The 25,764-nt window shown below is 71.1% G+C and carries 19 protein-coding genes, 1 pseudogene and 2 riboswitches; of the genes and pseudogenes, 9 read left to right on the top strand and 11 right to left on the bottom strand.

The features are described 5' to 3' along the window. Positions 1-44: 44 nt before the first annotated feature. The 3 genes and pseudogenes from ACH4T9_RS24905 to ACH4T9_RS24895 all read right to left on the bottom strand — a co-directional run. Positions 45-1,373, bottom strand: a pseudogene (locus ACH4T9_RS24905) (cobyrinate a,c-diamide synthase); the annotation flags it as partial. Then, positions 1,367-1,981 (bottom strand): cob(I)yrinic acid a,c-diamide adenosyltransferase, encoded by a 615-nt coding sequence (gene cobO / locus ACH4T9_RS24900; RefSeq protein WP_350884770.1) that lies wholly within the window; start codon positions 1,979-1,981, stop codon positions 1,367-1,369. The pseudogene ACH4T9_RS24905 and the gene cobO, both read right to left, overlap by 7 nt. Beyond that, positions 1,981-4,002, bottom strand: coding sequence for a VWA domain-containing protein (locus ACH4T9_RS24895; RefSeq protein WP_396673754.1), 2,022 nt, complete (start codon positions 4,000-4,002; stop codon positions 1,981-1,983). The genes cobO and ACH4T9_RS24895 overlap by 1 nt, the downstream gene beginning before the upstream one ends. A 45-nt stretch (positions 4,003-4,047) precedes the next feature. Then, positions 4,048-4,193, bottom strand: a riboswitch (cobalamin riboswitch). Between the two features lie 66 nt (positions 4,194-4,259). On the opposite strand from ACH4T9_RS24895, the gene cbiE reads away from it, so the two are divergent. Then, the gene (gene cbiE / locus ACH4T9_RS24890; protein ID WP_396673753.1) at positions 4,260-5,468 is read left to right on the top strand and encodes a precorrin-6y C5,15-methyltransferase (decarboxylating) subunit CbiE; all 1,209 of its coding nucleotides are present in this window, start codon (positions 4,260-4,262) and stop codon (positions 5,466-5,468) included. Beyond that, complete coding sequence (gene cobM / locus ACH4T9_RS24885; protein WP_396673752.1) at positions 5,465-6,220, top strand: precorrin-4 C(11)-methyltransferase; 756 nt, start codon at positions 5,465-5,467, stop codon at positions 6,218-6,220. Before cbiE ends, cobM begins: the two co-directional genes overlap by 4 nt. Here cobM and ACH4T9_RS24880 read toward each other — a convergent pair whose 3' ends face one another. From ACH4T9_RS24880 to ACH4T9_RS24870, 3 genes are read right to left on the bottom strand one after another with little or no spacing between them, the layout of a single operon-like run. Further along, the gene (locus tag ACH4T9_RS24880; RefSeq protein ID WP_396673751.1) at positions 6,221-7,723 is read right to left on the bottom strand and encodes a precorrin-2 C(20)-methyltransferase; all 1,503 of its coding nucleotides are present in this window, start codon (positions 7,721-7,723) and stop codon (positions 6,221-6,223) included. Continuing rightward, positions 7,720-8,385 (bottom strand): precorrin-8X methylmutase, encoded by a 666-nt coding sequence (locus ACH4T9_RS24875; RefSeq protein WP_396673750.1) that lies wholly within the window; start codon positions 8,383-8,385, stop codon positions 7,720-7,722. The genes ACH4T9_RS24880 and ACH4T9_RS24875 overlap by 4 nt, the downstream gene beginning before the upstream one ends. Further along, complete coding sequence (locus ACH4T9_RS24870; RefSeq protein WP_396673749.1) at positions 8,382-9,257, bottom strand: sulfite reductase subunit beta; 876 nt, start codon at positions 9,255-9,257, stop codon at positions 8,382-8,384. The genes ACH4T9_RS24875 and ACH4T9_RS24870 overlap by 4 nt, the downstream gene beginning before the upstream one ends. A 45-nt stretch (positions 9,258-9,302) precedes the next feature. Then, positions 9,303-9,484, top strand: a riboswitch (cobalamin riboswitch). A gap of 134 nt (positions 9,485-9,618) precedes the next feature. On the opposite strand from ACH4T9_RS24870, the gene ACH4T9_RS24865 reads away from it, so the two are divergent. The 4 genes from ACH4T9_RS24865 (at position 9,619) to ACH4T9_RS24850 (ending at position 15,387) form a co-directional block, all read left to right on the top strand. Continuing rightward, complete coding sequence (locus ACH4T9_RS24865; RefSeq protein ID WP_396673748.1) at positions 9,619-10,272, top strand: (2Fe-2S) ferredoxin domain-containing protein; 654 nt, start codon at positions 9,619-9,621, stop codon at positions 10,270-10,272. Beyond that, positions 10,269-13,868, top strand: a complete 3,600-nt coding sequence (gene cobN, locus ACH4T9_RS24860) for a cobaltochelatase subunit CobN (RefSeq protein WP_396673747.1) — start codon at positions 10,269-10,271, stop codon at positions 13,866-13,868. The genes ACH4T9_RS24865 and cobN overlap by 4 nt, the downstream gene beginning before the upstream one ends. Next, positions 13,865-14,623 carry a precorrin-6A synthase (deacetylating) gene (gene cobF, locus ACH4T9_RS24855; protein WP_396673746.1) on the top strand — a complete coding sequence of 253 codons (759 nt, stop codon included), beginning with the start codon at positions 13,865-13,867 and terminating at the stop codon, positions 14,621-14,623. Before cobN ends, cobF begins: the two co-directional genes overlap by 4 nt. Positions 14,624-14,727: 104 nt before the next feature. Next, complete coding sequence (locus ACH4T9_RS24850) at positions 14,728-15,387, top strand: sugar O-acetyltransferase (RefSeq protein ID WP_396673745.1); 660 nt, start codon at positions 14,728-14,730, stop codon at positions 15,385-15,387. 278 nt (positions 15,388-15,665) lie between these two features. Here ACH4T9_RS24850 and ACH4T9_RS24845 read toward each other — a convergent pair whose 3' ends face one another. Next, entirely contained in the window at positions 15,666-18,125 is a 2,460-nt protein-coding gene (locus tag ACH4T9_RS24845; protein WP_396673744.1) for a non-reducing end alpha-L-arabinofuranosidase family hydrolase, read from the bottom strand. Between the two features lie 603 nt (positions 18,126-18,728). Further along, positions 18,729-19,694, bottom strand: a complete 966-nt coding sequence (locus ACH4T9_RS24840; protein WP_396673743.1) for a YeiH family protein — start codon at positions 19,692-19,694, stop codon at positions 18,729-18,731. A 145-nt stretch (positions 19,695-19,839) separates the two neighbouring features. On the opposite strand from ACH4T9_RS24840, the gene ACH4T9_RS24835 reads away from it, so the two are divergent. Then, positions 19,840-20,763, top strand: coding sequence for a LysR family transcriptional regulator (locus tag ACH4T9_RS24835; protein WP_396673742.1), 924 nt, complete (start codon positions 19,840-19,842; stop codon positions 20,761-20,763). An 87-nt stretch (positions 20,764-20,850) separates the two neighbouring features. On the opposite strand, the gene ACH4T9_RS24830 is transcribed toward ACH4T9_RS24835, so the two are convergent. Both ACH4T9_RS24830 and ACH4T9_RS24825 read right to left on the bottom strand, forming a co-directional pair. Continuing rightward, positions 20,851-21,489, bottom strand: coding sequence for a response regulator (locus ACH4T9_RS24830; protein ID WP_396673741.1), 639 nt, complete (start codon positions 21,487-21,489; stop codon positions 20,851-20,853). Positions 21,490-21,497: 8 nt separating this feature from the next. Further along, the gene (locus ACH4T9_RS24825) at positions 21,498-22,637 is read right to left on the bottom strand and encodes a sensor histidine kinase (RefSeq protein ID WP_396673740.1); all 1,140 of its coding nucleotides are present in this window, start codon (positions 22,635-22,637) and stop codon (positions 21,498-21,500) included. 132 nt (positions 22,638-22,769) lie between these two features. Here ACH4T9_RS24825 and ACH4T9_RS24820 point away from each other — a divergent pair, with 132 nt between their 5' ends. Both ACH4T9_RS24820 and ACH4T9_RS24815 read left to right on the top strand, forming a co-directional pair. After that, positions 22,770-23,489: a class I SAM-dependent methyltransferase gene (locus ACH4T9_RS24820; RefSeq protein WP_396673739.1), complete on the top strand. Its 720-nt coding sequence runs from the start codon at positions 22,770-22,772 to the stop codon at positions 23,487-23,489. Between the two features lie 33 nt (positions 23,490-23,522). Further along, positions 23,523-24,896 carry a DedA family protein gene (locus tag ACH4T9_RS24815; RefSeq protein ID WP_396673738.1) on the top strand — a complete coding sequence of 458 codons (1,374 nt, stop codon included), beginning with the start codon at positions 23,523-23,525 and terminating at the stop codon, positions 24,894-24,896. Between the two features lie 374 nt (positions 24,897-25,270). Here the strand turns inward: ACH4T9_RS24815 and ACH4T9_RS24810 are convergent, their stop codons facing one another. Beyond that, positions 25,271-25,633 (bottom strand): ArsR/SmtB family transcription factor, encoded by a 363-nt coding sequence (locus ACH4T9_RS24810; protein ID WP_396673737.1) that lies wholly within the window; start codon positions 25,631-25,633, stop codon positions 25,271-25,273. Positions 25,634-25,764 lie beyond the last annotated feature (131 nt).

The following is a 25,764-nucleotide window of genomic DNA, read 5'->3' as shown; positions in this document are numbered from 1 at the left end:
GTCCGTGGCACACCAGGTGCCGCGATTGCGTCCGCCTGGTGCACCGCGTCCGCGAACGACTGGGCCAGGCGCGGGTGCCCGGCCCAGTGCACGTGCAGATAGGACGCGCTGAGCGTCAGGCCCGCGAACCCGACGTCGCCGCCTTCCAGCGTCCACGCGGGACGCTCGCCGTGCACGGGAGTGACCATGGTGCGGTGGAATTCGTGCGCCGTGGCACCGGTCCCACGTGCGCCGAGGAGCTGGTCCGAGCCGAGTTCGGCCCGGCGGTACGCGAGGGTGAGCCGGGGCGTCATGACCGCGTCGGCGTCGAGCGCCCCGACCATGGGGTACCCGTCGACGGAGCGGCACAGGTACAGCAGTCCGGCGCACTCGGCCACCGTCGGGACGCCGTCGAGGACGGCCTGACGCAGCTCGTCGCGCAGGGCCGTGTTGGTGCTCAGCGCGGCCGCGTGCACCTCGGGGAAACCTCCGCCGAGATACAGACCGCGCGTCCCGGCGGGAAGCCGCTCGTCCCGGGCCGGGTCGAACGGCACGACGGTGCAGCCCGCCGCCTGCAGCAGCTCGGTCGTCTCGGCGTACCGGAAGGTGAACGCACGCCCGGCCGCGACCGCGATGATCGGGGACCCGGTGCCGGAGGATCGGACGTGCGCGGCCGGGTCCCACGGCTCGGAGTCGAGGTCGGGCGCGGTGTGCGCCACCTCCAGCACGGCGTCGAGGTCGACGTGGCGGGCGACCTGCTCGGCCAGCCTGTCCAGCGAGGCGGCGGCTTCGTCGCGCTCGGCTGCGGGGACGAGCCCGAGATGGCGCGAAGGCGCGCTGACACCATCGTCGCGCTGCAGGATCCCGAGCACGGAGACGCCGACGGACTCCACCGCGCGTGCCACCTCGGAAGCGTGGCGGGGGGAGCCGGCCTTGTTGAGCACGACACCCGCGATCGTGATGCCGGGCTGGAACGTCGCCATCCCGTGCACGACTGCCCCCACGCTGCGCGAGGCGTGTGAGACGTCCACTACCAGGACGACCGGCGTCCGGGTGAGCGTCGCGACGTGGGCGGTGGAGGCGAACCCGTCGCCGCCGATGCGGCCGTCGAACAGACCCATGACCCCCTCGACGACCGCGACGTCCGCGTCCTGGGCGCCGTGAAGCAGCAGCGGGACCACAAGCGAGGGGTCGGTCAGGTGCGGGTCGAGGTTGCGGCCCGGACGCCCGGTGGCCAGCGCGTGGTAGCCGGGGTCGATGTAGTCGGGCCCGACCTTGTGCCCCGAGACGGCATGCCCGCGGGCGGCCAACGCGGCCATGAGCCCGGTCGCGACCGTGGTCTTGCCGTGGCCGGAGGCCGGTGCCGCGAGCAGCACTCGTGGCAGCCTCACCACTCGATGCCTCGCTGACCCTTCTGGCCGACGTCCATCGGGTGCTTGACGTGCAGCATCTCGGTCACCAGGTCGGCTGCCGCGACGAGGCGGGGGTCGGCGCGGCGTCCGGTGACGACGACGTGCTGGCGGCCAGGACGGTTGGCGAGTGTTTCCACGACGTCGTCGACGTCGACCCAGCCCCACTGCATCGGGTAGGTGAACTCGTCCAGGACGTACAGCTGGTGCCGTTCGGCCTGGATGCGCCGCTTCACCTCCGCCCAGCCCTCGGCGGCGTCAGCGGCATGGTCCGCCTCGGTGCCGCCCTTGCGGCTCCAGGACCACCCCGAGCCCATCTTGTGCCACTCGACGGGCCCGCCCTCGCCGGTCTCCTCGTGCAGGCGGCCGAGCCGTTCGAGCACCGTCTGCTCCCCGATGCGCCACTTGGCCGACTTGACGAACTGGAAGACCCCGATGTCCCAACCCTGGTTCCAGGCGCGTATCGCCAGGCCGAAGGCGGCGGTCGACTTGCCCTTGCCGTTGCCGGTGTGGACCATCAGCAGCGGGCGGTTGCGCCGTGCGCGGGTGCTGATGCCGTCGTCCGGGACGACCAGCGGCTTGCCCTGCGGCATCAGGCCACCCCCTCGCGCGGCGCGGTCGCCGTGTGGACGACGCTGGTGAGCCCGTCGGCGGTCACCTCACCGAGCGGCACGTGCTCGGCCTGCAGGTACGCGGCCAGCTGCGCGGCAAGGCCGAGCCGGAACCGTCCGGTCTCGCAGTCGACCACGACGCTCTGCACGCCGGTAGCGGCCAGGTGCGCCGCGGCGCGGTGGGCACGACCGAGCGCGTCCGGCCCGAAGGTCGCACGGCCGTCGGTCACCACGACCAGCAGCGGCCGGCGGGACGGGTCGCGCAGCGCCTCGCGGCGCAGCACCTCCGCAGAGCGCTCCAGGCCCTCGGCGAGCGGCGTACGCCCGCCGGCCGGCAGGTCGGCCAGGCGCCGGGAGGCGACATCGACGGACCCGGTCGGCGGCAGGGCGACGTCGGCGGTGCGCTGGCGGAACGTCACCAGCGCGACCTTGTCCCGGCGGCGGTAGGCGTCCAGCAGCAGCGCGAGCACGGCGGTCTTGACCTGCTCCATGCGACGTCGCGCGGCCATCGAGCCGGACGCGTCGACGCACAGCAGGACGAGGTTCGACTCCCGCCCGACGGTTTCTGCGCGGCGCAGGTCGCCCGGGGCGAAGACGAGACCGCGGCCCTCGGCCAAGCCGCCACGGGAACGCTGGTGCGGTGCCGCCTCGGTGATGGTGCCCGGCAGGTGCAGGCGGCTGGCGACGGACGATCCGCGCTGCTGCCCGACGACCCGGCCCTGAGGTGTGCGGGCCCGGGACCGGCGGCCGGCCTGGCCTTCGCCGGTGCCCCGTACGACGAGCAGGCGGGCGCGTGCCGGCTCGCCGGCGGACGCGACCGATCCGGCAACGGCAGGCTGCGGCGCGTTGTCCGGCGCGGGCGATCCTGCGGCGTGGGAGTCGTGGGCGTCCCGGGACCGGTCTTCCTGTGGGGCGTCGTCCGGCGGCCCGCCGCCGGGACCACCGGGGCCGTCGTCGGGCCCGTCGTCGGGCCCGTCCGGTCCGGGGTCCGGGTCGTCGTTGCCCAGCAGGTCGTCGAGCCGGTCCTCGTCCAGGCCGGGCTCGTCGAACGGGTTGCGGCGCCGGCGGTGCGGCAACGCGAGACGGGCGGCGACGCGGACGTCCCCGCGGGTCACGTGCGCGCGTCCCTGCCAGGCGGCGTGCGCCGAGGCGGTGCGGGCGGTGACGAGGTCCGCGCGCAGGCCGTCGACGTCGAACGCGGCGCACACCTCGGCGATGGTCGTCAGCGTCCGGTCGTCGAGCACGACGTCCGGCACGAGCCGCCGGGCTGCCACCAGCCGCGCGCGTAGGGCGTCCTGCTCGTCGGCCCAGCGTGCGGTGAAGCCCTCCGGGTCGGCGTCGAACGCCAGCCGGCGACGCACGACCTCCACCCGCAGGGAGGGGTCGCGCGGTGCGGCGACCTCGACGGTCAGGCCGAACCGGTCGAGCAGCTGCGGGCGCAGCTCGCCCTCCTCGGGGTTCATCGTGCCGATCAGCACGAACCGGGAGGCGTGCTCGACTGAGAAGCCGTCGCGCTCCACGCTGACCCGGCCGGTCGCCGCTGCGTCGAGCAGCAGATCGACGAGGTGGTCGTGCAGCAGGTTGACCTCGTCGACGTAGAGCAGGCCGCGGTGGGCCCGGGCGAGCAGGCCCGGCTCGAACGCCACTACGCCGTCGCGCAGCGCCGCGTCGAGCTTGAGGGAGCCCGTCACCCGGTCGTCGCTCGCACCGACGGGCAGCTCGACGAGCCGCACCGGCCGCTCGACGACGGGCGTGGACGCGTCGATGGGCCCGTCGGGGCAGACCGCCAGGGAATCGTCCGGGTCGACCGAGAACCGGTCGCCCGCATACGTCCGCACCAGCGGCAGCACTTCGGCGAGGCCGCGCACGGTGGTGGTCTTGGCGGTGCCCTTCTCCCCGCGGACCAGGACGCCGCCGATGAGCGGATCGATCGCGACCAGGGTGAGGGCGAGAGTCATGTCGTCGGAGCCGACGACGGCACAAAAGGGGTACTGCGCTGGCATATAGGGCTCCCGCTCGATCTGCCATGACCGTCCACGACGCGGACGCGTCGCGGCTCGGATCGAGGCCGGTCTTCGGACTTCCCAGGTCTGTGCCTGAGTCACCGCAGCGGGCCCTGTGCCGGATTCTCACCGGCTTCCCAGATTCTCCCCGTGACCATCGGCCGTGGGGCACCTCGAACCTTCGCATCACCCTAGACGCCGTCCTGACGGCCCAGACAGCGGTCCGGCGGCCGGGCGGACCGGGCTAGGGTGCAACCATGGAGGCGCAGGTGACCGTTGTCGGGCTCGGGGCCGACGGCTGGGCGGGCCTGCCGGAGCCGTCTCGGACGCTGGTGCACGGGGCTGCGACGCTGCTCGGCGGGGCCCGGCACCTCGATGCGGTGCCGCCGGTCGACGGCCAGGAGCGCGTGGCGTGGCCGTCGCCGCTGCGGGAGAATCTGCCGGGCCTGCTGGGCGCCGCGCGCAGGCCCGTCGTCGTGCTGGCGTCGGGCGACCCGCTCGTGTCGGGCGTCGGCACGACGCTGCTGGACATCCTGGGCCCGGAACGGGTGACGATCGTGCCCGCGGTCTCCTCCGTGGCGCTCGCTCGGGCACGTCTCGGGTGGCCGGCGGAGTCCGTCACAACGGTGAGTCTGGTCGGCCGGGACGTGCGCCTCGTCGTCCCCGCGCTCGCCCCCGGGCGGCGGCTGCTCGTGCTCTCCAGCGACGAAACGACGCCTGCCGCCGTCGCTGCGCTGCTCACCGGACTCGGCTGGGGAGAGTCCAGGCTGGCCGTGCTCGGCGACCTCGGCGCCGCGGGTGAGTCGCGTGCCGAGTCGACCGCGGCTTCGTGGAACGTCGTGGACGTGCCCCGGCTGAACGTCCTGGCCGCCGAAATCCGGGGCACCGGACCGGGCTGGGCCGCGGGCGGGGTGCTCCCCGACGACGCGTTCGAGCACGCCGGGCAGATCACCAAGCGCGACCTGCGTGCCAGCGCCCTGGCCCGGCTCGCGCCCGCTCCCGGTCAACTGCTGTGGGACGTCGGCGCCGGCAGTGGCTCGATCGGCGTGGAGTGGATGCGTGCGTGGCCGACGGCGCGGACGATCGCGATCGAGTCCCGCGCCGACCGCGCCGCGCTCGTGCGTCGCAACGCCGCCACGCTCGGCGTTCCCGGCCTGCGTCTCGTCGAGGGCTCAGCACCCGACGCCCTGGCCGGTCTCGAGCGCCCTGACGCGGTGTTCGTCGGCGGGGGAGCGACCGTCCCCGGCGTGCTCGAAGCGTGCTGGGACGCGCTCGGCACCGGTGGCCGACTCGTCGTACACGGCGTCACGGCCGAGACCGAGGCGGTGCTGCTCGAGCAGTACCGTCGCCGTGGCGGCGAGCTCGTCCGCCTGCACGTCGAACGCGCCGAGCCGCTCGGCAGCTTCACCGGCTGGACGCCCGCGCGTGCCGTCAGCCAGTGGACCGTCACCAAGGGAGAGTCATGACCGTCCATTTCGTCGGGGCCGGACCCGGTGCCGCCGACCTGCTCACGCTGCGCGCGGTGCGCCTGCTCGAGGTTGCGGACGTGTGCCTGTATGCGGGCACCTACCTCGACGCCGACGTGCTCGGCCACTGCCGCGACGACGCCCGGCTGGTCGACACCCAGCACCTCGACCTGGACGAGATCACCGCCCACCTGGTGCAGGCGCACGCCGACGGGCTGGAGGTCGTGCGGCTGTGCTCGGGCGACCCGTCGCTGTACTCGGCGGTACATGAGCAGGCGCGCCGGCTCGACGCGGCGCAGGTCCCGTGGGACGTCACGCCCGGTGTGCCCGCCTACGCGGCTGCCGCGGCGATCGTCGGCGCCGAGCTGACCGTCCCCGAGCTCGCCCAGTCGGTCGTGCTCACCCGCGCTCAGGCCCGTTCCACGGTCATGCCGCCGGGGGAGCAGCTCGCCGCGTTCGCCGCGACCGGCGCGACCCTGGCCCTGCACCTGGCCATCACCCGCAGCCGCGAGCTGGCCGCCGAACTGGCCGAGCACTACGGCGACGGGTGCCCGGTCGTCGTCGTGTCCAAGGCGACGCAGCCGGATCAGCTCGTCCTGCGCGGCACGCTGGCCGACATCGGCGACCAGGTCGAGGCCGCGGGCCTGCGCCAGGCCGCGGTCATCCTGGTCGGCCCCGCGTTGGCTCCCGACGTCCGCGGCGGTGAGTCGTTCCTGTACGCCGCCAGCCGCGAACGTCGCGCCCGCGGCTGACTAGGCGACGAAGCGCGGGCTCCAGACACGGCCGGCCGCCGTGACGCGCGTCGACGAGGCGCCGACGAGCAGCAGGCACTTCATGTCGATGGTCTCGGGGTCGAGCTCGCCCAGCGTCGTCACGGTGAGGCTCTCCCCGGCGCGGCCGACGTCGCGACCCACGACTACGACGGTCTCGGGCGACTTGTGCTCCAGCAGCACTGCTCGGGCCTGCGCGACCTGCTCGGTGCGCGAGCGCGAGCGCGGGTTGTAGAGGGCGAGCACGAGGTCCGCCTCGGCGACGGCGCGCAGCCGCTTCACCACGACGTCCCAGGGCTTGAGCCGGTCCGACAGGCTCATCACCGCGAAGTCAGCGCCGATGGGGGCGCCGGCACGCGCCGCGACCGCTTGGACGGCAGAGATTCCGGGCACGACGCGCACGGCGACGTCCGCGTAGCGCGGGTCCTCCGCGGCCTCGAACACCGCCGACGCCATACCGAAGATGCCCGCGTCGCCGCCGGAGACGACCGCGACGCGCTCGCCGGCGAGCGCCAGCTCGAGCGCCTCGCGGGCCCGGTCCACCTCAACCGTGTTGCCGGACGCGTGACGCACCAGGCCCGGGCGCTGCGGGACGCGCTGGACATACGGTCCGTAGCCGATGACGTGGCCGACCTCCGCGAGCACCTGCGACGCCTCGGGGGAGAGCCACTGGTCGGGACCGGGACCGAGGCCCACGACGACGACTTCGGCACCGGCGACGGGCTCGGTGACCGCACTCGCCGAGCGGTCGTAGCGCGCCACACCGGGACGGGTGTCGCCGGGGACCAGGACGATCGAGAAGTACGGCACCGTATCGGGGTCCACGTCGGCGACCGGGAGCACCCGCTGGGCGTCCATCGACGCCCGCTCGACGTACCAGGACCCCTCGACGCGTCCGGCCTGTTCGAGCGCCGAGCGGACCTTGGCGAACGTGCGGCCGAGCTTCATGATCACGGCGCCGTCGGTGTCGGCGAGGCGCCGGGCCAGCTCCGGCTCGGGAAGCGTGCCGGGCAGCACGGTCAGCACGTCGGTCTGCCGGACCAGGGGCAGGGCGGTCGTGGCCGTGGCGGCCGCGAAGGCGGGTACGCCTGCGACGACCTGCGTCTCGAACTCGTCCGCGAGCCGGTCGTGCAGGTACATGAACGAGCCGTAGAGCATCGGGTCGCCCTCGGCCAGCACGACGACGTCGCGGCCCGCCCTCAGGTGCGCGCGGAGCCGCTCGCCGCACTCGGCGTAGAAGTCCGCCATCGCGCCGGCGTACCCGCCCGGGTGGTCGGTGGTCTTCGTCGTCACCGGGTAGACGAGCGCCTCCTCGATCACGTCGTCCGGGAGCAGGCCGGCGGCGATGCGGCGCGCGTTGGACTGCTTGCCGACGCCCTGGTGGTAGGCGACGACGTCCGCCGCGCCGATCAGCCGGGCGGCCTTCAGCGTGACGAGCTCGGGATCCCCCGGGCCGACCCCGACGCCGAACAGCCGGCCGCTCACTCCGCCTCCTGGGCCAGGGCGTTGAGCGCCGAGGCGGCCAGCGCCGAGCCGCCGCGACGCCCGGTCACCACGAGATACGGCACGTCGAGCCCGGGTGCCTCGGCGGCGAGGTCGATGAGCGCCTGCTTGGACTCGGCCGCACCGATGAAACCCACCGGCGTGCCGATGATCGCGGCCGGCCGCGGTGCGCCGTCACGCAGCATCTCCAGCAGGTGGAACAGGGCCGTGGGGGCGTTGCCGAACGCGACGACCGCACCCTCGATGTGCTCGGCCCACAGAGACACCGCCGCCGCGGACCGGGTCGTGCCCCACGCGCGGGCGAGCGCCGGGACCTCGGGCTCGCGCAGGAAGCAGCGGACCTCGTTGTCGCGGGGCAGCCGGGCGCGGGTGACGCCGGCGGCGACCATGTGCGCGTCCGTCAGGATCGGCGCTCCCGCGTCGAGCGCCGCCCGGGCCGCCGTCACAAGACCGGGATGGATCACCAGGTCCCGCGTCAGGTCGGTCTGCCCGCACGCGTGGATCATCCGCACCGCGACCTTCTCGGCGTCGGTCGGGACGCGCGTCAGGTCGGCCTCGGCGCGGATGGTGGCGAACGAGTCGGTGTAGATCGCCGCGCCGTCGGTGACGTAGTCGTAGCGGCGCGTCGGTGGGGCGAAAGTCATGCATTCTCCAGATCGGGGACGAGCAGGGTGCGCCGTGGCGTGACGACGAGGTCGCCCGCACCGAGGGCGCGGACCTCGTCCATGAAGCGAGCATCCACCCGGCCGTCGGGGACCGCGAGGTGCAGCGCGACACGGCCGTCGTCCTGCGCGATCCTGCCAAGCGGGGGTGGTGGCGTGCTCACCCGGGTCCCCGCGGCACGCTCGAGCACGGTGCCCAGCACTGCCGCGCCGGAGCCGGGCAGCTCCTCGACGTGCCAGGGAGAGCTCGGTTCGCTACCGGCGAGCCCGGCGAACCGCACGGCGAGTGTCGTCAGCGCCGCAGCGGCCTCGTCCAGCGGGACCACCGGTCCCCACGACGTCCCGGCGCGTAACTGCGCGGTGCTCGCGTCGAGCGCCACGAGACCGAGGTCCAGGTCGCGCTCGACCAGGTCGCCGCGGCCGTCGTCGAGCACGAACAGGAACCGGCCGGCCAGCGCGGCGAGCAGGGGCTCCGCGCACAGCCGGGCGTCGAGGCCAGCGATCACCGGACGCAGGTCGGCGCGGCCAGCGCGGCGTCCGGTGAGCGGTGAGGCCAAGATGTTGCGCACCCGCTCGTGCGACGTCGACGGCACGAGCCCGGTTGCCATGATCACGTCCACGACCGCGTCCGGCAGGCACCCGTCGTCGTGCTCGATGCCGCGCACCTGGAGGTTGGCGCGGCTGGTCAGGTGGACCGCGCCGTCGCCGTGCTCACCCGCCACGCGGACGAGTGCGCCGAGCGCCTCGGTCGTCACGGCGCCACCGGGGACGCGCACCCGGACGAGCGCGCCGTCGTCGGCGATCCAGGGGCGCAGCAGACCGGGACACAGGTCACGGCGGGTCCTCTCGGTCACGGCGCCATCGTGCCAGAGCCCGTCTCGGGCACCGTCGGTCGGCGGTGCTACGTTCGTCACGCCAGCCAAACTCAGCCATGAGCCAGGGAACCCGGTGAGAGTCCGGGACTGACGCGCAGCGGTGAGGGTGACGGGCGGAGCACGACGCCACTGGACCAACGGTCTGGGAAGGCGCTCCGTCCGGTTGATCCCAAGTCCGAAGACCTGCTGGCCGCAGACCCCGTCTGCGACACCTGCCCATCCAGGCCTCGCGCACAGGCCTCCGGACGAAGGAAGACCGTCGTGGCTCGTTATCCTCGCTCGCACCAGACCGGATCCTCCCACCAGGTTCTGCCCAACTGGCTCGTCCGCTCCTGACGTCGTGAGCGTCCTCGTCCACGTCGCGACCGCACTGCCCGACGCCGCCCGATCAGCGGTGCTGCGCCGGGAGGCCGAGGCCGCCGGTGCCCGTCTGGCATTCCTGCAGGTCGGCGAGCCGACACTCACCCACGTGCTCGACCTGGTGCACGCCGACGGCGTCCGAGAGGTTCGCCTCGAGCCGGTGAGCACCGACGACCTGACCTACGCCCGCTCGTGGGTGGGACGCGTCGCCGGCCACTGGCACCGCCAGCAGATCAACCCGCCGGTCATCCGGTTCGGAGAGCGGACCATCACCGGCCGCGAGGCGCCGTTGTCGTCACCGGCGTGGGACGCGCCCCCGCCGTACCGGCACCATCTGCTGCTGTGCCGTGGCCCGCGCTGCAGCGCCCGAGGTGCGGACGAGACCTACCGCGCGCTCGTCGGCGCGCTCGTCGAGCACCGGCTCACTGACTCCGACGTCCTCATGGCGCAGACCGGGTGCCTGTTCCCGTGCAACCACGGCCCCGTGGCCGTCGTCCACCCCGACGGCGCCTGGTACGGGCCGGTACGACCCGGCGACGCGGCACGGCTGGTCCGTGAGCACCTCTGCGCCGGTCGCCCGGTCGACGACCTGCGCCTCGACTCCCGGACCAGCTCCACCGAAGGAGAAGCATGACCCGCATCGCTCTCATGTCCACGTCGGACACCGACCTGTTGTCGGCGCGTGCCAGCGGCTCGGACTACACCTGGGCCAACCCTGCCCGGGTGACCGACGAGCGCCGCGACGCCCTGACCGCCGAGGCGGACCTGGTCGTGCTGCGCGTGCTCGGTTCACCCGAGGACGTGCGGGATGTCGCCGCCCTTGTGCGCGAGGCCGGGCGTCCCCTGGTCGTCCTCGGCGGGGAGCGGACGCCGAACGCCGCACTCATGGAGCTGTCAACCGTGCCGATCGGCGTGTGCGCCGAGGCACACCGCTACCTCGCCGAGGGAGGCGCGGAGAACCTGGGTCAGCTGCACGCCTTTCTCTCCGACACGGTGCTGCTGACCGGCGAGGGCTTCGAGCCGCCGGCCGTTCTGCCCGAGTGGGGCGTCGGCCGGCAGGCAGCCGGGAGCGATGTGCCACGGATCGGCGTGCTGTACTACAGGGCACACGAGGTGAGCGGCAACAACGCGTTCGCGCACGAGCTCGCCGACGCGATCGACGCGACCGGCAAGGCCGTCGGCGTGCCGATCTTCGTCTCCTCGCTGCGGGCGGCGCCCGACGAGCTGTTCACCGAGCTCGCCACGCTCGGCGCGATCATCGTCACCGTACTCGCCGCAGGCGGCTCCAAGCCCGCCACCGCCGGCGCCGGTGGCGACGACGAGTCCTGGAACGTCGAGCGGCTGCGCGCGTTGGACGTCCCGGTGCTGCAGGCGCTGGCGCTCACGTCCAGCAAGGCCGAGTGGGAAGCATCCGACGACGGCGTCACCCCGCTCGACTCCGCGACCCAGATCGCCATCCCCGAGTTCGACGGCCGGCTCATCACCGTCCCGTTCTCGTTCAAGGAGGTCGACGCCGACGGTCTGCCGCGCTACCAGACCGACGCCGAGCGGTGCGACCGCGTCGCGGGCATCGCGGTGAACCACGCGCGGCTCCGACACGTTCCACCGGCCGAGCGCAAGGTGGCCCTTGTCCTGTCGGCCTACCCGACCAAGCACAGCCGCATCGGCAACGCCGTCGGCCTCGACACGCCCGTATCGGCGATCCGGCTGCTGCGCGCGATGCGCGACGCCGGCTACGACCTCGGCGCGCCCGGCGAGATCCCCGGGCTCGACCCGCTCCCGCCGGTCGAGAGGGAGGACCCCGACACGACGGCCGGCAACGCGCTCATCCATGCGCTGATCGAGGCCGGTGGCCAGGACGAGGAGTGGCTCACGCAGGCCCAGCTCAGCGGGTCGCACGTGCGCATCGGCCGCGACGACTACCTGCGCTGGACCGCCCACCTGCCGGACGAGCTCCGTGACGCCATGGTCGAGACCTGGGGCGAGGCCCCCGGCTCACTGTTCGTCGACGACGCCGGTGACATCGTGCTGGCCACGCTGCGCGCGGGCAACGTCGTCATCCTGATCCAGCCGCCACGCGGCTTCGGCGAGAAGCCGGTCGCGATCTACCACGACCCCGACATGCCACCGTCGCACCACTACCTGGCGGCGTACCGCTGGCTCGAGCACGGCTTCGGCGCCGACGCGGTCGTGCATCTGGGCAAGCACGGCTCGATGGAGTGGCTGCCGGGCAAGAACGCCGCGCTCTCGGCCGGGTGCGCCACGGACGCGGCCATCGGCAGCATGCCGCTGATCTACCCGTTCCTCGTCAACGACCCCGGCGAGGGCGCCCAGGCCAAACGCCGCGCGCACGCCACGATCGTCGACCACCTCGTGCCGCCGATGGCGCGCGCCGAGAGCTACGGCGACATCGCCCAGCTCGAGCAGCTGCTCGACGAGCACGCCAACGTCGCGGCCATGGATCCGGCGAAGCTGCCCGCGGTCCGCCAGCAGATCTGGACGCTCATGCAGTCCGCGCAGATGCACCGCGACCTCGGGCTGGAGGAGCGACCCGACGACGAGGAGTTCGACGACTTCCTGCTGCACGTCGACGGCTGGCTGTGCGAGATCAAGGACGTCCAGATCCGCGACGGGCTGCACGTGCTGGGCCAGGCGCCGACGGGGGAGGCGCGGGTCAACCTCGTACTCGCCGTGCTCCGCGCCACGCAGGTGTGGGGCGGCCAGAACCGCGCTCTGCCCGGCCTGCGCGCCGCCCTGGGGCTCGCGGAGGACGCCCCTGTCCCCGCGGTCGACGCCGTGGAGGGGCAGGCCCGTGCCCTGGTCGAGGCGATGGAGAAGTCCGGCTGGGCCGTCGACGCGATCGACGCGCTGCACGACGACCCGGTCGTGCGCGACGTCCTGCGGTTCGCCGCCGAGCAGGTCGTCCCGCGCCTGACCGCCACCACCGACGAACTGACCAACGTCCTGCACGCGCTCGCCGGCGGCTTCGTCGAGGCCGGGCCGTCCGGCTCCCCGCTGCGCGGCCTGGTCAACGTCCTGCCGACCGGTCGCAACTTCTACACCGTCGACCCGCGTGCCGTCCCGTCGCGCCTCGCGTGGGAGACGGGACAGGCCATGGCCGAGTCGCTCGTCGCCCGGCACCTCGCCGATACCGGCGTGCACCCGCGCTCGGTCGGCCTGTCCGTGTGGGGGACGTCCGCCATGCGCACGTCCGGTGACGACGTCGCCGAGGTGCTCGCGCTGCTGGGCGTGCGCCCGACCTGGGATCCGGCCTCGCGACGCGTCAACGGCCTGGAGGTGATCGACCTCGACGAGCTGGGCCGGCCGCGCATCGACGTGACCGTGCGCATCTCGGGCTTCTTCCGCGACGCCTTCCCGCACGTCATCGAAATCCTCGACGACGCCGTGCAGATCGTCGCCGGGCTGGACGAGCCCGACGAGCTCAACTTCGTCCGCGCGCACACCCGCGAGGACCTCGCCGAGCACGGCGACCTGCGGCGGGCCACCACCCGGATCTTCGGCTCGAAGCCGGGCTCGTACGGTGCCGGCATCCTCCAGGTCGTCGAGTCCGGCACGTGGCGCGACGACGCCGACCTGGCCGCGGTCTACACCGCGTGGGGCGGCTTCGCGTATGGCCGCGGGCTCGACGGTGTCACGGCCACCGACGACATGCGCACCAGCTACAAGCGCATCGCCGTCGCGGCGAAGAACATCGACTCGCGCGAGCACGACATCGCCGACTCCGACGACTACTTCCAGTACCACGGCGGCATGATCGCCACGGTCCGCGCGCTGACCGGCGCCGAGCCGAAGGCGTACGTCGGGGACTCGACCACGCCGGACGCCGTGCGCACCCGCACCCTGCAGGAGGAGACCAACCGCGTCTTTCGCTCACGCGTCGTCAACCCGCGCTGGATCGCGGCGATGCAGCGCCACGGGTACAAGGGTGCGTTCGAGCTCGCCGCGACCGTGGACTACCTGTTCGGCTTCGACGCGACCGCCGGCGTCGTCCACGACTGGATGTACGAGTCTCTGGCCCGCGAGTACGTCCTCGACGGGACGAACCAGGAGTTCATGCGCCGCGCGAACCCCTGGGCGCTGCGTGGCATCGTGGAACGGCTGAACGAGGCTGCTGACCGCGGGCTGTGGTCCGACCCGGACACCGAGATCATGGCGGAGATGGCGCGGGTGTACCTGGAGGTCGAGGGCGACCTGGAGGACGACGCGTGACACGACGCCTCGCGCTCGTCGGGCTGGGCCCGGGCGACCCCGAGCTGGTGACGGCCCAGGCCGCCCGGGTGCTCAACGAGGTCGCCTACTTCCTCGTCGCCGACAAGACCGCGCAGCACCCGGGCACGGCCGACCTCATCGCGATGCGCGAGGCGATCTGCGAGCGGCACGTCACAGGGGAGTGGCGGCTCGTGCACGTCCCCGACCCCGAGCGGGACCGTGCCGACCCGGCCGACTACGCCACCGCGGTGCGTGACTGGCACGAGGCGCGGGCGCAGGTCTACGAGCAGGCACTGCTGGACAACCCGGGAGATGCGGCGGTGCTCGTGTGGGGCGACCCGGCCCTGTACGACTCGGCGATCCGGCTGGCGGACCGCATCGTCGAGCGCGGACGCGTCGACGTCGCGGTGGAGGTGGTGCCTGGCCTCAGCAGTGTCCAACTGCTCGCGGCCCGCCACCGACTCGTGCTCAACGCGATCGGCGGCCCGATCACGATCACGACCGGCCGGCGCCTGCTCGAGGACGCGGCAGACGGCGACAACCTCGTCGTCATGCTCGACGGGGCGTTGACCTGCCGCCGGCTGCCCGAGCCCTCGACCTGGCGGATCTGGTGGGGCGCGAACCTCGGCTCGTCCGACGAGCAGCTGGTCGCCGGCCGCCTGGACGAGGTCGCCGACGCGATCTGGTCACGACGAGCGGAGGCAAAGCAGGGGCGGGGCTGGGTGATGGACACCTACTTGTTGCGTCGACACTGAGAAACAAGCGGCCGTGATGCCCCAAACGCCTGCTCTCGGCGGCCGTGCCGATGGCATCTCGTGCCCGCTCGTGACCACTGGGCCGCATGGTTACCGGCCCGCCGATGGCCCAGCTACGGCTGGCCGTGGTGGAGGGCAACAGCTCCCTGCCGGTGGGTCGCCACCGGGTCCCTGACCCGCCGTGCCAGCATCGCCTTGTGCGCAACGAGCAACGCCTACGAACACGGACGCCCGAGTCACGAGCCTTCGCGGAACGCGTACAGCTCGTCATGGACCTGACCTCGCGACTCAACGGGCTGCCGTTCGGCGACCTCGAGGCGCGCAGGACGGTGCTCACCGAGATCTTCGGTCAACCGATCCCTGGCTCTCTGTCCATCCTGCCCCCGTTCTATTGCGACTACGGGCTCGGCGCATCGTTCGGCGAGCGCGTGTTCATCAATCAGGGATGCTTCTTCCTCGACTACGGGGGCATCACCATCGGTGACCGCGTCCTGATCGGTCCCCGAGTGACTCTGAGCACGGCTGGACACCCCGTCGAGCTCGACGAACGGTACGACTTCATCACGCACGCGCCCATCGTCATCGAGGATGACGTGTGGATCGGCGCCGCAGCCACGGTCACCCCCGGAGTCACGATCGGTCACGGCTCGGTCGTCGGCGCAGGCGCCGTCGTCGCGAAGGACGTGCCGCCGCTGAGTGTGGTGACGGCAACAAGCGTTGTCGAGCGGAAACGTCTGAAGCCGGCATCTACTGCAACCGCCTGAGGTCTGCGGGCCTCACCCGCGCACGGCGGCAGATCAGTGCGGCCCGGTCCGGACCGGCGGCGCGCAGTCGCCGCCGTCCGGCGAATGGGCCGGCGCCCGGTGGCGTCGCTTGTCACCGCACCCGCGACAACTGCCCTGGGCGGGCTCGGCAGTGCGCCGAGCCCGCCGCTTCGGATTCACCCGCTCCTGATCGTGAGTCGTGACAACGTGCGCCCGATTCGACACATGCCGTTGCCCGTGATCGTCAGGAACTTCCGGGCCGGACCTGCGTCACGCCATCAGCGCTGTAGCGTCAGCAGACCTGGCCGGTAGGGCAGGAGGCCGTAGTCACCGCCGGAGTTGGGGGAACGTCCCTGGTAGAGGAACTGCAGCTTGCAGGCGTCAATGGTCATGGTCTGGTCTGCGTTGCTGCGAATCAGTTCGCCGTGGCTGATGTCGTTGGTCCAGGTGGCGCCACTGTTGGCCTTGCCGGCGAAGGGGTTGCTCTCGGTTGCGGCCTGCGGGGTCCACGACCCCCCCAGACTGGTGGCCGTGAACGAGCGGAAGTAGCGACCCTGCGAGCCGATCGCCTCGACGATCATGAGGTACTGGTTCTGGCCCTGGACCTTGTAGACCTGAACCGCCTCGAACAGGTTGTTCGTCGTGTCGCTCATGACCACTGTCGACGTCGTGCCGAAGCTGCCGGGGAAATTGCCGATGGGCATGCTGGCCCGGTAGATCTTGCCATTGTCCCCGGCGAAGAACAGATACATGTTGGTGCCGTCACCGATGATGGCCTGGTCAATCGGTCCAGTGCCGGAGCCGGAGATGCTTCCAGAGAAGAGCGTCTGCGGCGAGGACCACCCGTTCGGGTTGGTGGGGTCGCTCGACGTCCGGTAGGAGAAAGCGGACCCACCCCACTGGTACGCGAGCACCCAGATGTTCCTCGGGGCGAAGTAGAAGAGCGTTGGCGCGACAGTGGCGGAAGACATCGGGTTCTGGCTGGCCGTGGCCATGTCGGACCAGTTGGTGAAGAGGCCGAAGTTCATCGAGCCCCACGACGTTCCCGTGTCGTGTGTCGTCGCATAGACGAGTTGCCTGCCGTTGTAGGGCGCGACGGTGAAGTCCTTCAGCGAGACCCAACCCGACCGCGGGTTCGCCAGCGAGCCCGTCGACGTCCAACGGTACGTCGACGGAAGAGTGCACGTGCCGGTAGGAGTCGGCGTCGGCGTCGGCGAGGTGGGAGGTCCGCCGACCCGGACCAACTGCCACTGCTGGTTCGTGCCGTTCCAATCGGTGTACTGCACGACGGGGGCACTGTCAGCGGTGGACGAGTTCTGGACCTCCACCGCCTTGCCGCTGCCCTGGTTGATCAGCCGGACGTAGCCGCCCGTGTCGACCAGCCGGAACCGCTGGTTCGTTCCGCCGTGGTCACCGTACTGCACGATCGCGGCACCGTCCGCGGTCGAGTAGTTGGACACGTCCAGCACCTTGCCCGAGTGCCGCGCCCGGATCCGGTAATAGCCACCACCGGAGTCGACGAACTGCCACTGCTGATTCTGCCCGCCCGAGCGGGCGTACTGCTGAACGCAGGCATTGTCCGCCGTGGACGAGCCACACACGTCCAATGCCTTGCCACTGTTCCGGTTCACCAGTTCGTACCACGCGCCCGGGTCGATGGGCCCCGGCGGCGGTGTGGCCGTGGCCGAGGGGGTGGGAGAAGGAGTCGCGCTGTTCAACGCGTCAAGGGTGGAGGTGTAGGCGGCCTTCTTGTTGCCGTTGCAGTCGAAGAGCAGCGGGGTGCCGCTGGAGCGCCACGAGTCGCAGTCCCGTACACCCCACGCCGTGACACCGTTGCAGCGGGCCACAGCCAGGCAGTCGTTGATCACGTTGCGAAAGGCGGTGGCCTGCGCGCTGCCGGAACCCTCGATGTCCAACTCGGTGATCTGCACGTCCACACCGAGGGCCGCGAAGCTGGACAGGGTGGTGCGGTAGTTGCTCGGGTACGGTGAGTTGGCGTTGAAGTGCGACTGGAACCCGACGCAGTCGATCGGTACGCCACGCTGCTTGAAGTCGCGCACCATGTTGTAGACGGCCTGCGTCTTCGCTTGGGTCCAATCGTCGGTGTTGTAGTCGTTGTAGCAGAGCTTCGCGCCCGGGTCGGCGACGTCTGCGGCCCGGAACGCGGCCTCGATCCAGTCATTGCCGGTACGCTGCAGGTTGGAGTCACGCCGCGCGCCACTGCTGCCGTCGGCATACGCCTCGTTCACCACATCCCAGGCCACGACCTTGCCCCGGTAGTAGGTGGCCACCCGGGTGACATGGTTCAGCATCGCCTGGCGCAGGGCGCTGCCGCTGATGTTCTGCATCCAGCTCGGTTGCTGCGAATGCCAGGCCAGGGTGTGGCCGCGTACCTGCCAGCCCCGGCTGAGGGCATGGTTCACGATCCGGTCGGCATTGGTGAAGGTGAAGTTGTTCTGCTGCGGCTCGGTCGCGTCGATCTTCATCTCGTTCTCGGGAGTGACGCTGTTGAACTCCCGGTTCAAGATCGTTGTGTACGCGCCGTCGCTGAGCTTGCTCGCGGCGACGGCGGCACCGAAGTACCGACCCGACTGGGCCGCAGCCGCACCCAGGGTGGTCTCGGCGGCCTGGGCGAGATTGGGAAGCAGGGACACGACGAGAGCCGCGACGACGGCGGCGATTCCGGAGACCGAGAGCGTTCGAAGCCGACGCCTGGCGGGACGGGTCCGGGAGACCATGCTGATCCTCCAACGGGTGGGTAGGGTAGCTTTCCAGAGCGATTCGGACCATCTCGCCTCAATGCCGGCGTCGGCCTGGGCGCTTTCGCCCAACGTCCGCCCCGGCGACACGACCCATGCCGGGCGCGCCTACCGGGATGCGGTTCGCCCTGGGCTGTGTGACCAGCGAGTACGGCTCGCGGTGAGGGTCCAGCCGCCCGGCCGGCAGGGGTGGTGGCGACGGGCGTCAGGCTCTCCCCGCGTAGTCGACGCGAGTACCTCCCGAGTTCTGTGGGTTGACCGTTACGGACATGGACCGCCTCGCCCGGGCTGTTGGCCGGGAGTCGAGGCGGTACCGCGACTGACCTGGTTGTTCCGTGGTGGGTCCTGGGCCGATCAGTTTGTGTTAGCGTTCACACTCATCGACGGCTATAGGTTTCCAGAAAGTTGCGAGATTCTCAAGCGATAGTTTCGAGATGATCGCCAGATCGTCAACGCAGTCCGGGAACTCCCAGCTCACCGGTGGCCTTACGCCGACGCGGGGCGTTCGCCGGAGGACGAGGATTCCACCAGGATCCGCCGCCCCTCGCGCTGCGCGTCCGACAGCCGCTGCCCCACGACGGGTCAGCCCACCAGGGCCAGGCCGGCCAATGATGTGGCCGCCAGGACGGCAGTACCGATGGCACCGGCACTCACCGCAGAGCGGCCACTGCGGGCGACGGCCCGCAGGTTGACCGCGGCGCCGAGCGCGAACATGGCTGTGGCCAGCAGAAGTGTGCTCGCCGTGGATGCGGCAGTGAGCACTCCGCCGGGCAGCCAACCGGTGGTACGCAGCGCCACCATCGCGAGAAATCCGGCCACGAACCACGGAAGGACTGGTGGAAGCTCAGCGCCGTCGTCCTCCTGCGCCGCCGAACGGCGACCGATCGCGACCGCTGCGACGAGCGGCGCGAGGAGCGCCACCCGGAACAGCTTCACCACCACCGCGGTGGACAACGCGGCCGCGCCAACCGCTCCTCCTATGGCCACCACCTGACCGACCTCGTGCACGCTCGCCCCGATCCACATGCCGAACGTGGCCTCGTCGAGCCCGAGCAGTAGACCCAACACGGGCAGGAGCGCCAGCGACAGTGTGCCGAGCACGGTAACCACGGCGACCGCTGTGACGGCGTCGTCATCCTCTCCGTCGGCAACCTGGTTCATCGCGGCCACCGCCGACGCCCCGCAGATGGCCACCCCCGTCGCGACGAGCAGTGAGCGGGCCGGGGTCAGGCCGAGCCGCCGCCCGACCCAGCGGGTGACGACGAACGCGGTGGCGACACTCACGAGCACCACGACGATTGGCCCGACCCCGAGCCGGTGGATGTCGGAGACGACCAGTTGCAGGCCGAGCAGCACAATTCCGGTACGTAGGAGCGCCGATGAGGCGAGCCGCAGGCCGTCCCGGAGCCGCGGACGGTATCCGCCCAGCGCACTCAGCAGCATGCCGAGCGCGATCGCCACCACCAGCGGGCTGGCCGCTCCGATCCGGTGGTTCACGGCGTACCCGATGGCGGCGGCCGCGCCGGCGACGAGCAGGCCCGGCAGCACGGCGGCGAGCCGGTCAGAGCCTCGCCGAGCCCGGGTACGGTCGTCGCCCGCTCTGGTCGGATTCTTGATCGCCATGAAGACAGCCTGAAGCCAGCGCATCGTGACCAGTAGTCCTCAGGTGCAGTGCACGTCATAGCCTGTGGCTATGAGCCAACTTCCTGATCTGCTGTCGCTCCGCCTCCTGGCCTGGGTGGCAGAGTTGGGCAGCGTCGGCCAGGCCGCCCGCGCGATCGGGATGGCCCAACCATCGGCCACCAAGCGGCTCGCCGCACTGGAGCGCCAGGCCCGGCTTCCGTTGCTCACCCGGACGCCGCGTGGGTCGGTGCTGACCGACGACGGCAAGGTCGTGGTGACCTGGTCACTACGGCTGCTGGCCGCCGCCGACGAGTTCCAGAGCAGCCTCACCGCGATGCGACAGGCGCGGGCGGCCCAGCTTCGCATCGCTGCCAGCATGACTGTCGCCGAGGCGTTGCTTCCCCGTTGGCTGCACAGCCTCGGTCAGCGGGAGCCCGACGTGCGGGTCGGCCTGACCGTCGTCAACTCCGCCGAGGTCGCCCGGATGCTGGTATCCGATGAGAGCGTCGACATCGGGTTCGTCGAAGGCCCGACGGTGCCGGACGGGCTCGACCACCGCATCGTCGGGCATGACCACCTTGTCGTCGTGGTGGCGCCGCAGCATCTGTGGGCTCGGCTCAACCGCCCACTGCGGCCAACTGAGCTTGCGCACACCCGGCTGGTGGTCCGGGAGGCAGGTTCCGGCACCCGCGAAACACTGGAGTTGGCCCTGCGCGACCTGGACCCGCTGCCGCCCCACCTCGCTCTCGGCTCCAACGCCGCCGTCAAGGGAGCCGCCATGACCGGCACCGCGCCCGCAGTGCTCAGCAGGTACGCCGTCGAGACGGAGTTGACCTCCGGCCAACTGGTGACCGTGCCGGTGGACGACCTGCCGCTGAGTCGGACGTTTCGGGCGGTCTGGCCGTCTGGCAGGCGCCTCACCGGGTCCGCGATGGCCCTGTTGCAGGCGATCGACGCGTCGCTCATGGCCCCGTCGCCGGCCAAACCCAGTTGAACGCTTCGGCCATCGGGTTGTCGTAGGAGCCGCCTCTGGACCCGACCGAGGCGACGACACCGGCCTCCGGGGCGGGACACGCCTCGGTCAGGGAGTGATCCCGGCGTCGCGGGCCAGCAGCGCGGCCTGCACGCGGTTGGTGACTTCCAATGCGGCTAGGATGCGGCTGACATGGGCTTTTACGGTGCTTTCGCGCATGGCGAGCCGGACGGCGATATCGGCGTTGGTGTCGCCTTGCGCGAGTAGGGCGAGGACGTCCCGTTCGCGATGGGTGAGCCTGTTGATCCGGTGCTGCGCGGCGGCTGTTTGCGGCTTGGTGGTGGCGTGGTAGCGGTCGAGCAGGCGCCGGGCTGCGGCGGGATGCAGCATGGCCGAGCCGGCCGCGACCACGTGGACGGCGCGCAGGATCTCGGCGGGGTCGGTGTCCTTGAGCAGGAACCCGTCGGCACCGGCCGCGAGCGCGTTGTAGACGTAGTCGTCGAGGTCGAAGGTGGTCAGTGTGATGATCCGTGGTGCTTTGGGGAGGGCCCGTAGCTTCGACACGGTGATGATGCCGTTCATGCGGGGCATGCGGACGTCGACGAGGGCGACGTCAACGCGCTGGCGGGTGGCCTGTTCGATAGCTTCGATGCCGTCGGCGGCCTGGGCTACGACGTCGATGCCGGGGTCGCTGTTGAGCAGGTCGGACAGGCCCAGCCGGACGAGGGCGTCGTCGTCGACGATCATGGCTCGGATCACGGGGTGGGCCTGTTCTGTGTGGTGCCGGTGGGGTGGGGGAGGTGTGCGGTCAGCCGCCAGGAGCCCGCGCCGCCGGGACCGCTGCGCAGATCACCGCCGAGGCCGGTGATGCGCTCGCGTAACCCGATGAGTCCGTAGCCCGACGCGACGGCCCCGGCCGCGGATGTCGCGGCCGCGTTGGTGACCTCGACCCGCGTTGCCGGTGTCCGGTAGTCGATGTGCACGGTCACTGCGGCCCCGGCGGCATGCTTGCGGGCATTGGTCAGCGCTTCCTGGACCACACGGTAGACCGCGAGCCGGTGCGTCGTCGGTACCAGGTCGGGGCTGCCGTCGACGGTGACCTCGACGTCTTGCCCGGCGGCGCGCGCTTCGTCGACCACCTGTTGCACCTGCCCGGGGACTGGCGTCAGGTGGGAAGACATCTTGGGTTGGTGCAGAGCGCCGAGCACATCGCGTAGGTCGGTCAGAGCCTCGGTGGATGCGGCTCGCAGCAGGCGCAGGCGGTCGGTGACCCGCGGGGATAACGCATCGCCGCTCGCGACGAGTACCCCGGTGTGTAGCGCGATGAGGCTCAAGCGGTGCGCCAGGATGTCATGCATTTCCGCGGCGATGCGGGATCGCTCTTTGCTGCGTGCGGCCTCTTCGCGCAACGTGCCTTCGATCTGCAGGTGCTTGACCTGGTCGGCCAGGAGTTGGACCATCCGACGCCGGCTACCACGCCACAGGCCGCTGACGATGGACAGCAGTGACAGCAGCGCCAAGGAACTGTACTGGTCGATCTGCCACGTAGCGGTCGCGAGATCGACGAGCGCCCGAACACCTGCGACAGCGGCGACGCAGCCCAGAGCCACCCGGACGTGTCGATCGACCGCCAGGTCGAAAAGAGCGACACACAGCAGCAGAAAAAGCAGGCCACCCCAAGCCGCTGCGGCAACGGAAACTACGACGGGCGCGACGAACCAGGGAATCCGCCGGGCCAGTAGCACACCGGCACACAAAGGGATGGCGACACAGAGAAGCACCAATTCTGGGCCTTCGGTGATGGTCGCCGCGTTGTGCAACCCGAATACCGCTAGCAAAACCACCAGCACGGCACGCCCGTACCACGTCTGCCGCAGCCCATCGGTACTTCCCACCCTGCCGATCCTAGAGGTGAACACAGCGCCACCGATCCGGCCGTCGACCACGCGTACCCCCTACCAAGGTAGGGGATACGCGTCGTACATCGGCGGATCTGCTGCGCGCCGCCGGCGCATAGCGTCACCGACATGATCGGCTACACCTCTCCGCTCGACCGCCGCACCGGCCGCCGGGCAGACGACCTGACCTTTTTGCGCGAGGCGGCCCGCGACCTGCGATCCGTCGGCGCGGTTGCGCCCAGCACCAAAGTCCTGGCCAGGGCCTTGGTGCGGCCGGTGCGCCGCCATGCTGCCCGGCCGATGGCGGTCCTCGAAGTGGGCGCCGGCACCGGCGCGGTGACGCGTCACCTGCTGCCTGAGCTCCCCCGCGGAAGCCGCCTCGACGTCGTGGAGGCCAATCCACGTTTCACCGGTTCGCTGCATCGGATCAAGCGCGAGAGTTGCCTCCTGGCCGACCGGGTGCTCACCGTGGAAATCCACGACACCGTTGTTGAGGAATTCGATGCCGGCCAGCGCTACGACGTCATCATCTCCGGTCTCCCGTTGACCAATTTCGCGCCTGGTGACGTCGAGGCCATCATGTCCCGGCTCATGGCGCTCCTGCATCGCGGCGGCACTCTGACCTATTTCGCGTATTTCGGAACCCGAACCGCGCGTGCCCTTGTCGGTTCGCGCACGGAGAGGCGTCGGCTTGCTGCGGTCGATGAGGTCATGAACGCCTATCAGCACCTTTATGGTGCCGGTCAGCACAAGGTGTGGGCGAATCTGCCCCCGGCCCGGGTCTGGCGTCTGCACCGGCCGGACAGGGGCCACGCAGAGGGCCTGGATGCCACGGCAGTCCAACAGTAGAGGGCCGGCACCACGATGGGTTGGCTGACGGACGTGCTCACCGCGGTGCCACCACTGCTGGTGTATGCCATCGTGGCGGTGCTGGTCTGCGCTGAGACAGCGCTGCTGGCGGGCGTCGTGGTGCCGACGTTGTCCACCCTGCTGCTGGTGGGGTTTCTCAGTCGGACAGGCAGCCTGGACCTCTGGGTGGCGCTCCTGGTGTCGGTGCTGGCCGGCTTGCTGGGCGATCATCTCGGCTACTGGACGGGACGGCGACAGGGCGTACGGCTGCGCGCCACCGTGCTGGGCAGGCGGATCAGCGCCGGCTTCTGGGATCGAGCCGACGGGATGATCAAGAAGCACGGTGGGCGGGCGGCGTTGGCCGGTCGGTTCGTGACCGTTGTCCGGACACTCGTGCCGCATCTGTGCGGAGCCGCAGGAATGCCGTACCGGTCATTCGCCAGATGGAACCTTCCCGGCGTGGTCGGGTGGGCGAGTCTGGAGATTCTGGCCGGCTATGCCGCCGGCAGTTCCTACCAACAGCTCAGCGACTCCTTCGGTCACGCGACTGGGGCTCTGGCCCTCCTGGCAGCGGTCGGACTGTGCGTCGTGCTGGCCGGGCGGTGGCTGGCGCGCAACCCCGACCCCGTCCGCCAGGCATGGCAGCTGCTGGCGAGTTCGGACGTGGCACGCCGCCTGTCTGACCGTTACGGCAGGGTGGGTGACGGGTGGGGGCCGCGTCGTATCACCGCTCTCACCCTTGGTATCGGGTTGGCTGTCGTGCTGGCCGCCGGCTGGGCGATGACGGAAGTCGCCGTATTCGCCGTACGACTCAGCGGCCTGGACTCGCTGGACGGCCCGGTCGCTGCCTGGTTCGCCGACCGGCAGGAAGTACGGAAAGCGGGATCGGCGATCGCCGTGGGTTCCATGACGGTGACCTGGTTGCTCCTGGTGGGGGCGTTCTTCGCGGCGCTTGTCGTCACCCTGCGCAGACTCGACCGGCGTCCGACGCTGCTTGATGCCCTCGCCGCGCTCGGCCCCGTCATCCCCCTGTTCCTGCTCGACAGAGTCCTGACCCTGACGGAGGACCGCACCGGTCCGACGGTGTTCTTCAGCTTCGATGCCGTGGTCACCGCCGCCTTCGCTCTGCTGGCGTGGTCGTGGCCGCGTGGCACCGGTCGGGTTCGCTCCTTCGCAGTGTGGATCAGCGCCGGGACGGTGCTCCTGGTCCTCACCGGATCGCGCCTCTACGTCGGATGGGGCCGGCTCAGCGAAGTGATCACCTCCCTGCTTCTCGGCTCCTTCTGGGCTGTGGCGACGATCGTCGTCATCAGGATCAGGCAATCCGAAAACGGCTCCTCGGCCCGAGATGTCCAGGACTTGGCTGCACCGGATGCACAGCGACAGGTGTCCCGGCTGCCACGGTGATCGTGCGGGCATGATGAACGCTGTTCTGTATCACCGCGCCGTGCGGACGGTGGAGACTTCTCGGGCAGGGGCCAACCACTCGCGTCGCACTGGGAGTCCGTCAGTCCCACCGTGATCATGCGCTGGACGCACTGCCGGGATGCGGACGTGGTCCCGGGTCTGCGAGAAGCCAGCGATAGCGGAAGCCGCTGCCGAGCAGTTCGACCGGCCCTGCCTGCTCCTGGTGTTGTATCTACGGCCGGCCATCGTCGGCGGCGTGGACGCTGCTGCGCGGCCTGGCCGACACCGGCGTGCGGCTGCTGGTAACGGCAGACAGGGACGCCGCCGGCGGCCGGCACCGGTCGGGTCTCGTCCACGCACGTGTGATCCCCCGCTCAGCGGGCCTTCTTCGTCGCCCGCTTGCGGGGCGGCGTCAACAGGTCGGCTACCGCCGCGATCGCGGACGGCACCAGACGGTAGTACGCCCAGACGCCGCGCTTCTCGCGCTCGAGCAGGCCAGCCTCGGTGAGGATCCGAAGGTGGTGACTCACGGTCGGCTGGGAGAGGCCCAGCGGCGCGGTGAGGTCACTCACGGACGCCTCGCCCTCCGGAGCGGACTGGATCAGACTGAGCAGTCGCAGCCGGGCGGGGTCGGCGAATGCCTTCAGCACTCCCGCGAGCCGCTGGGCATCGGCACGCTTCATCGGCTCGCCGGCAAGCGGCGAGATGGCAGGTGTACCAGTTTTCGCAGTTCCCACGTCTTCTATCGTTCCACCAACACCATCGATAGTCCGGCGGAACCGAAACCCGGGTCACCATCAGTTTGGTCCGTCACCCGTCCGACGCCGACGTCCGGCGGTTCACCATGCCCGCCGGACGGCATCCCGGA

The organism is Micromonospora sp. NPDC020750 (assembly GCF_044334565.1).
In the GTDB taxonomy this organism is placed as follows: Bacteria; Actinomycetota; Actinomycetes; order Mycobacteriales; family Micromonosporaceae; genus Micromonospora.
The sequence above is the reverse complement of the archived record's forward strand: the minus strand, read 5'-3'. Positions and strand labels throughout refer to the sequence as shown.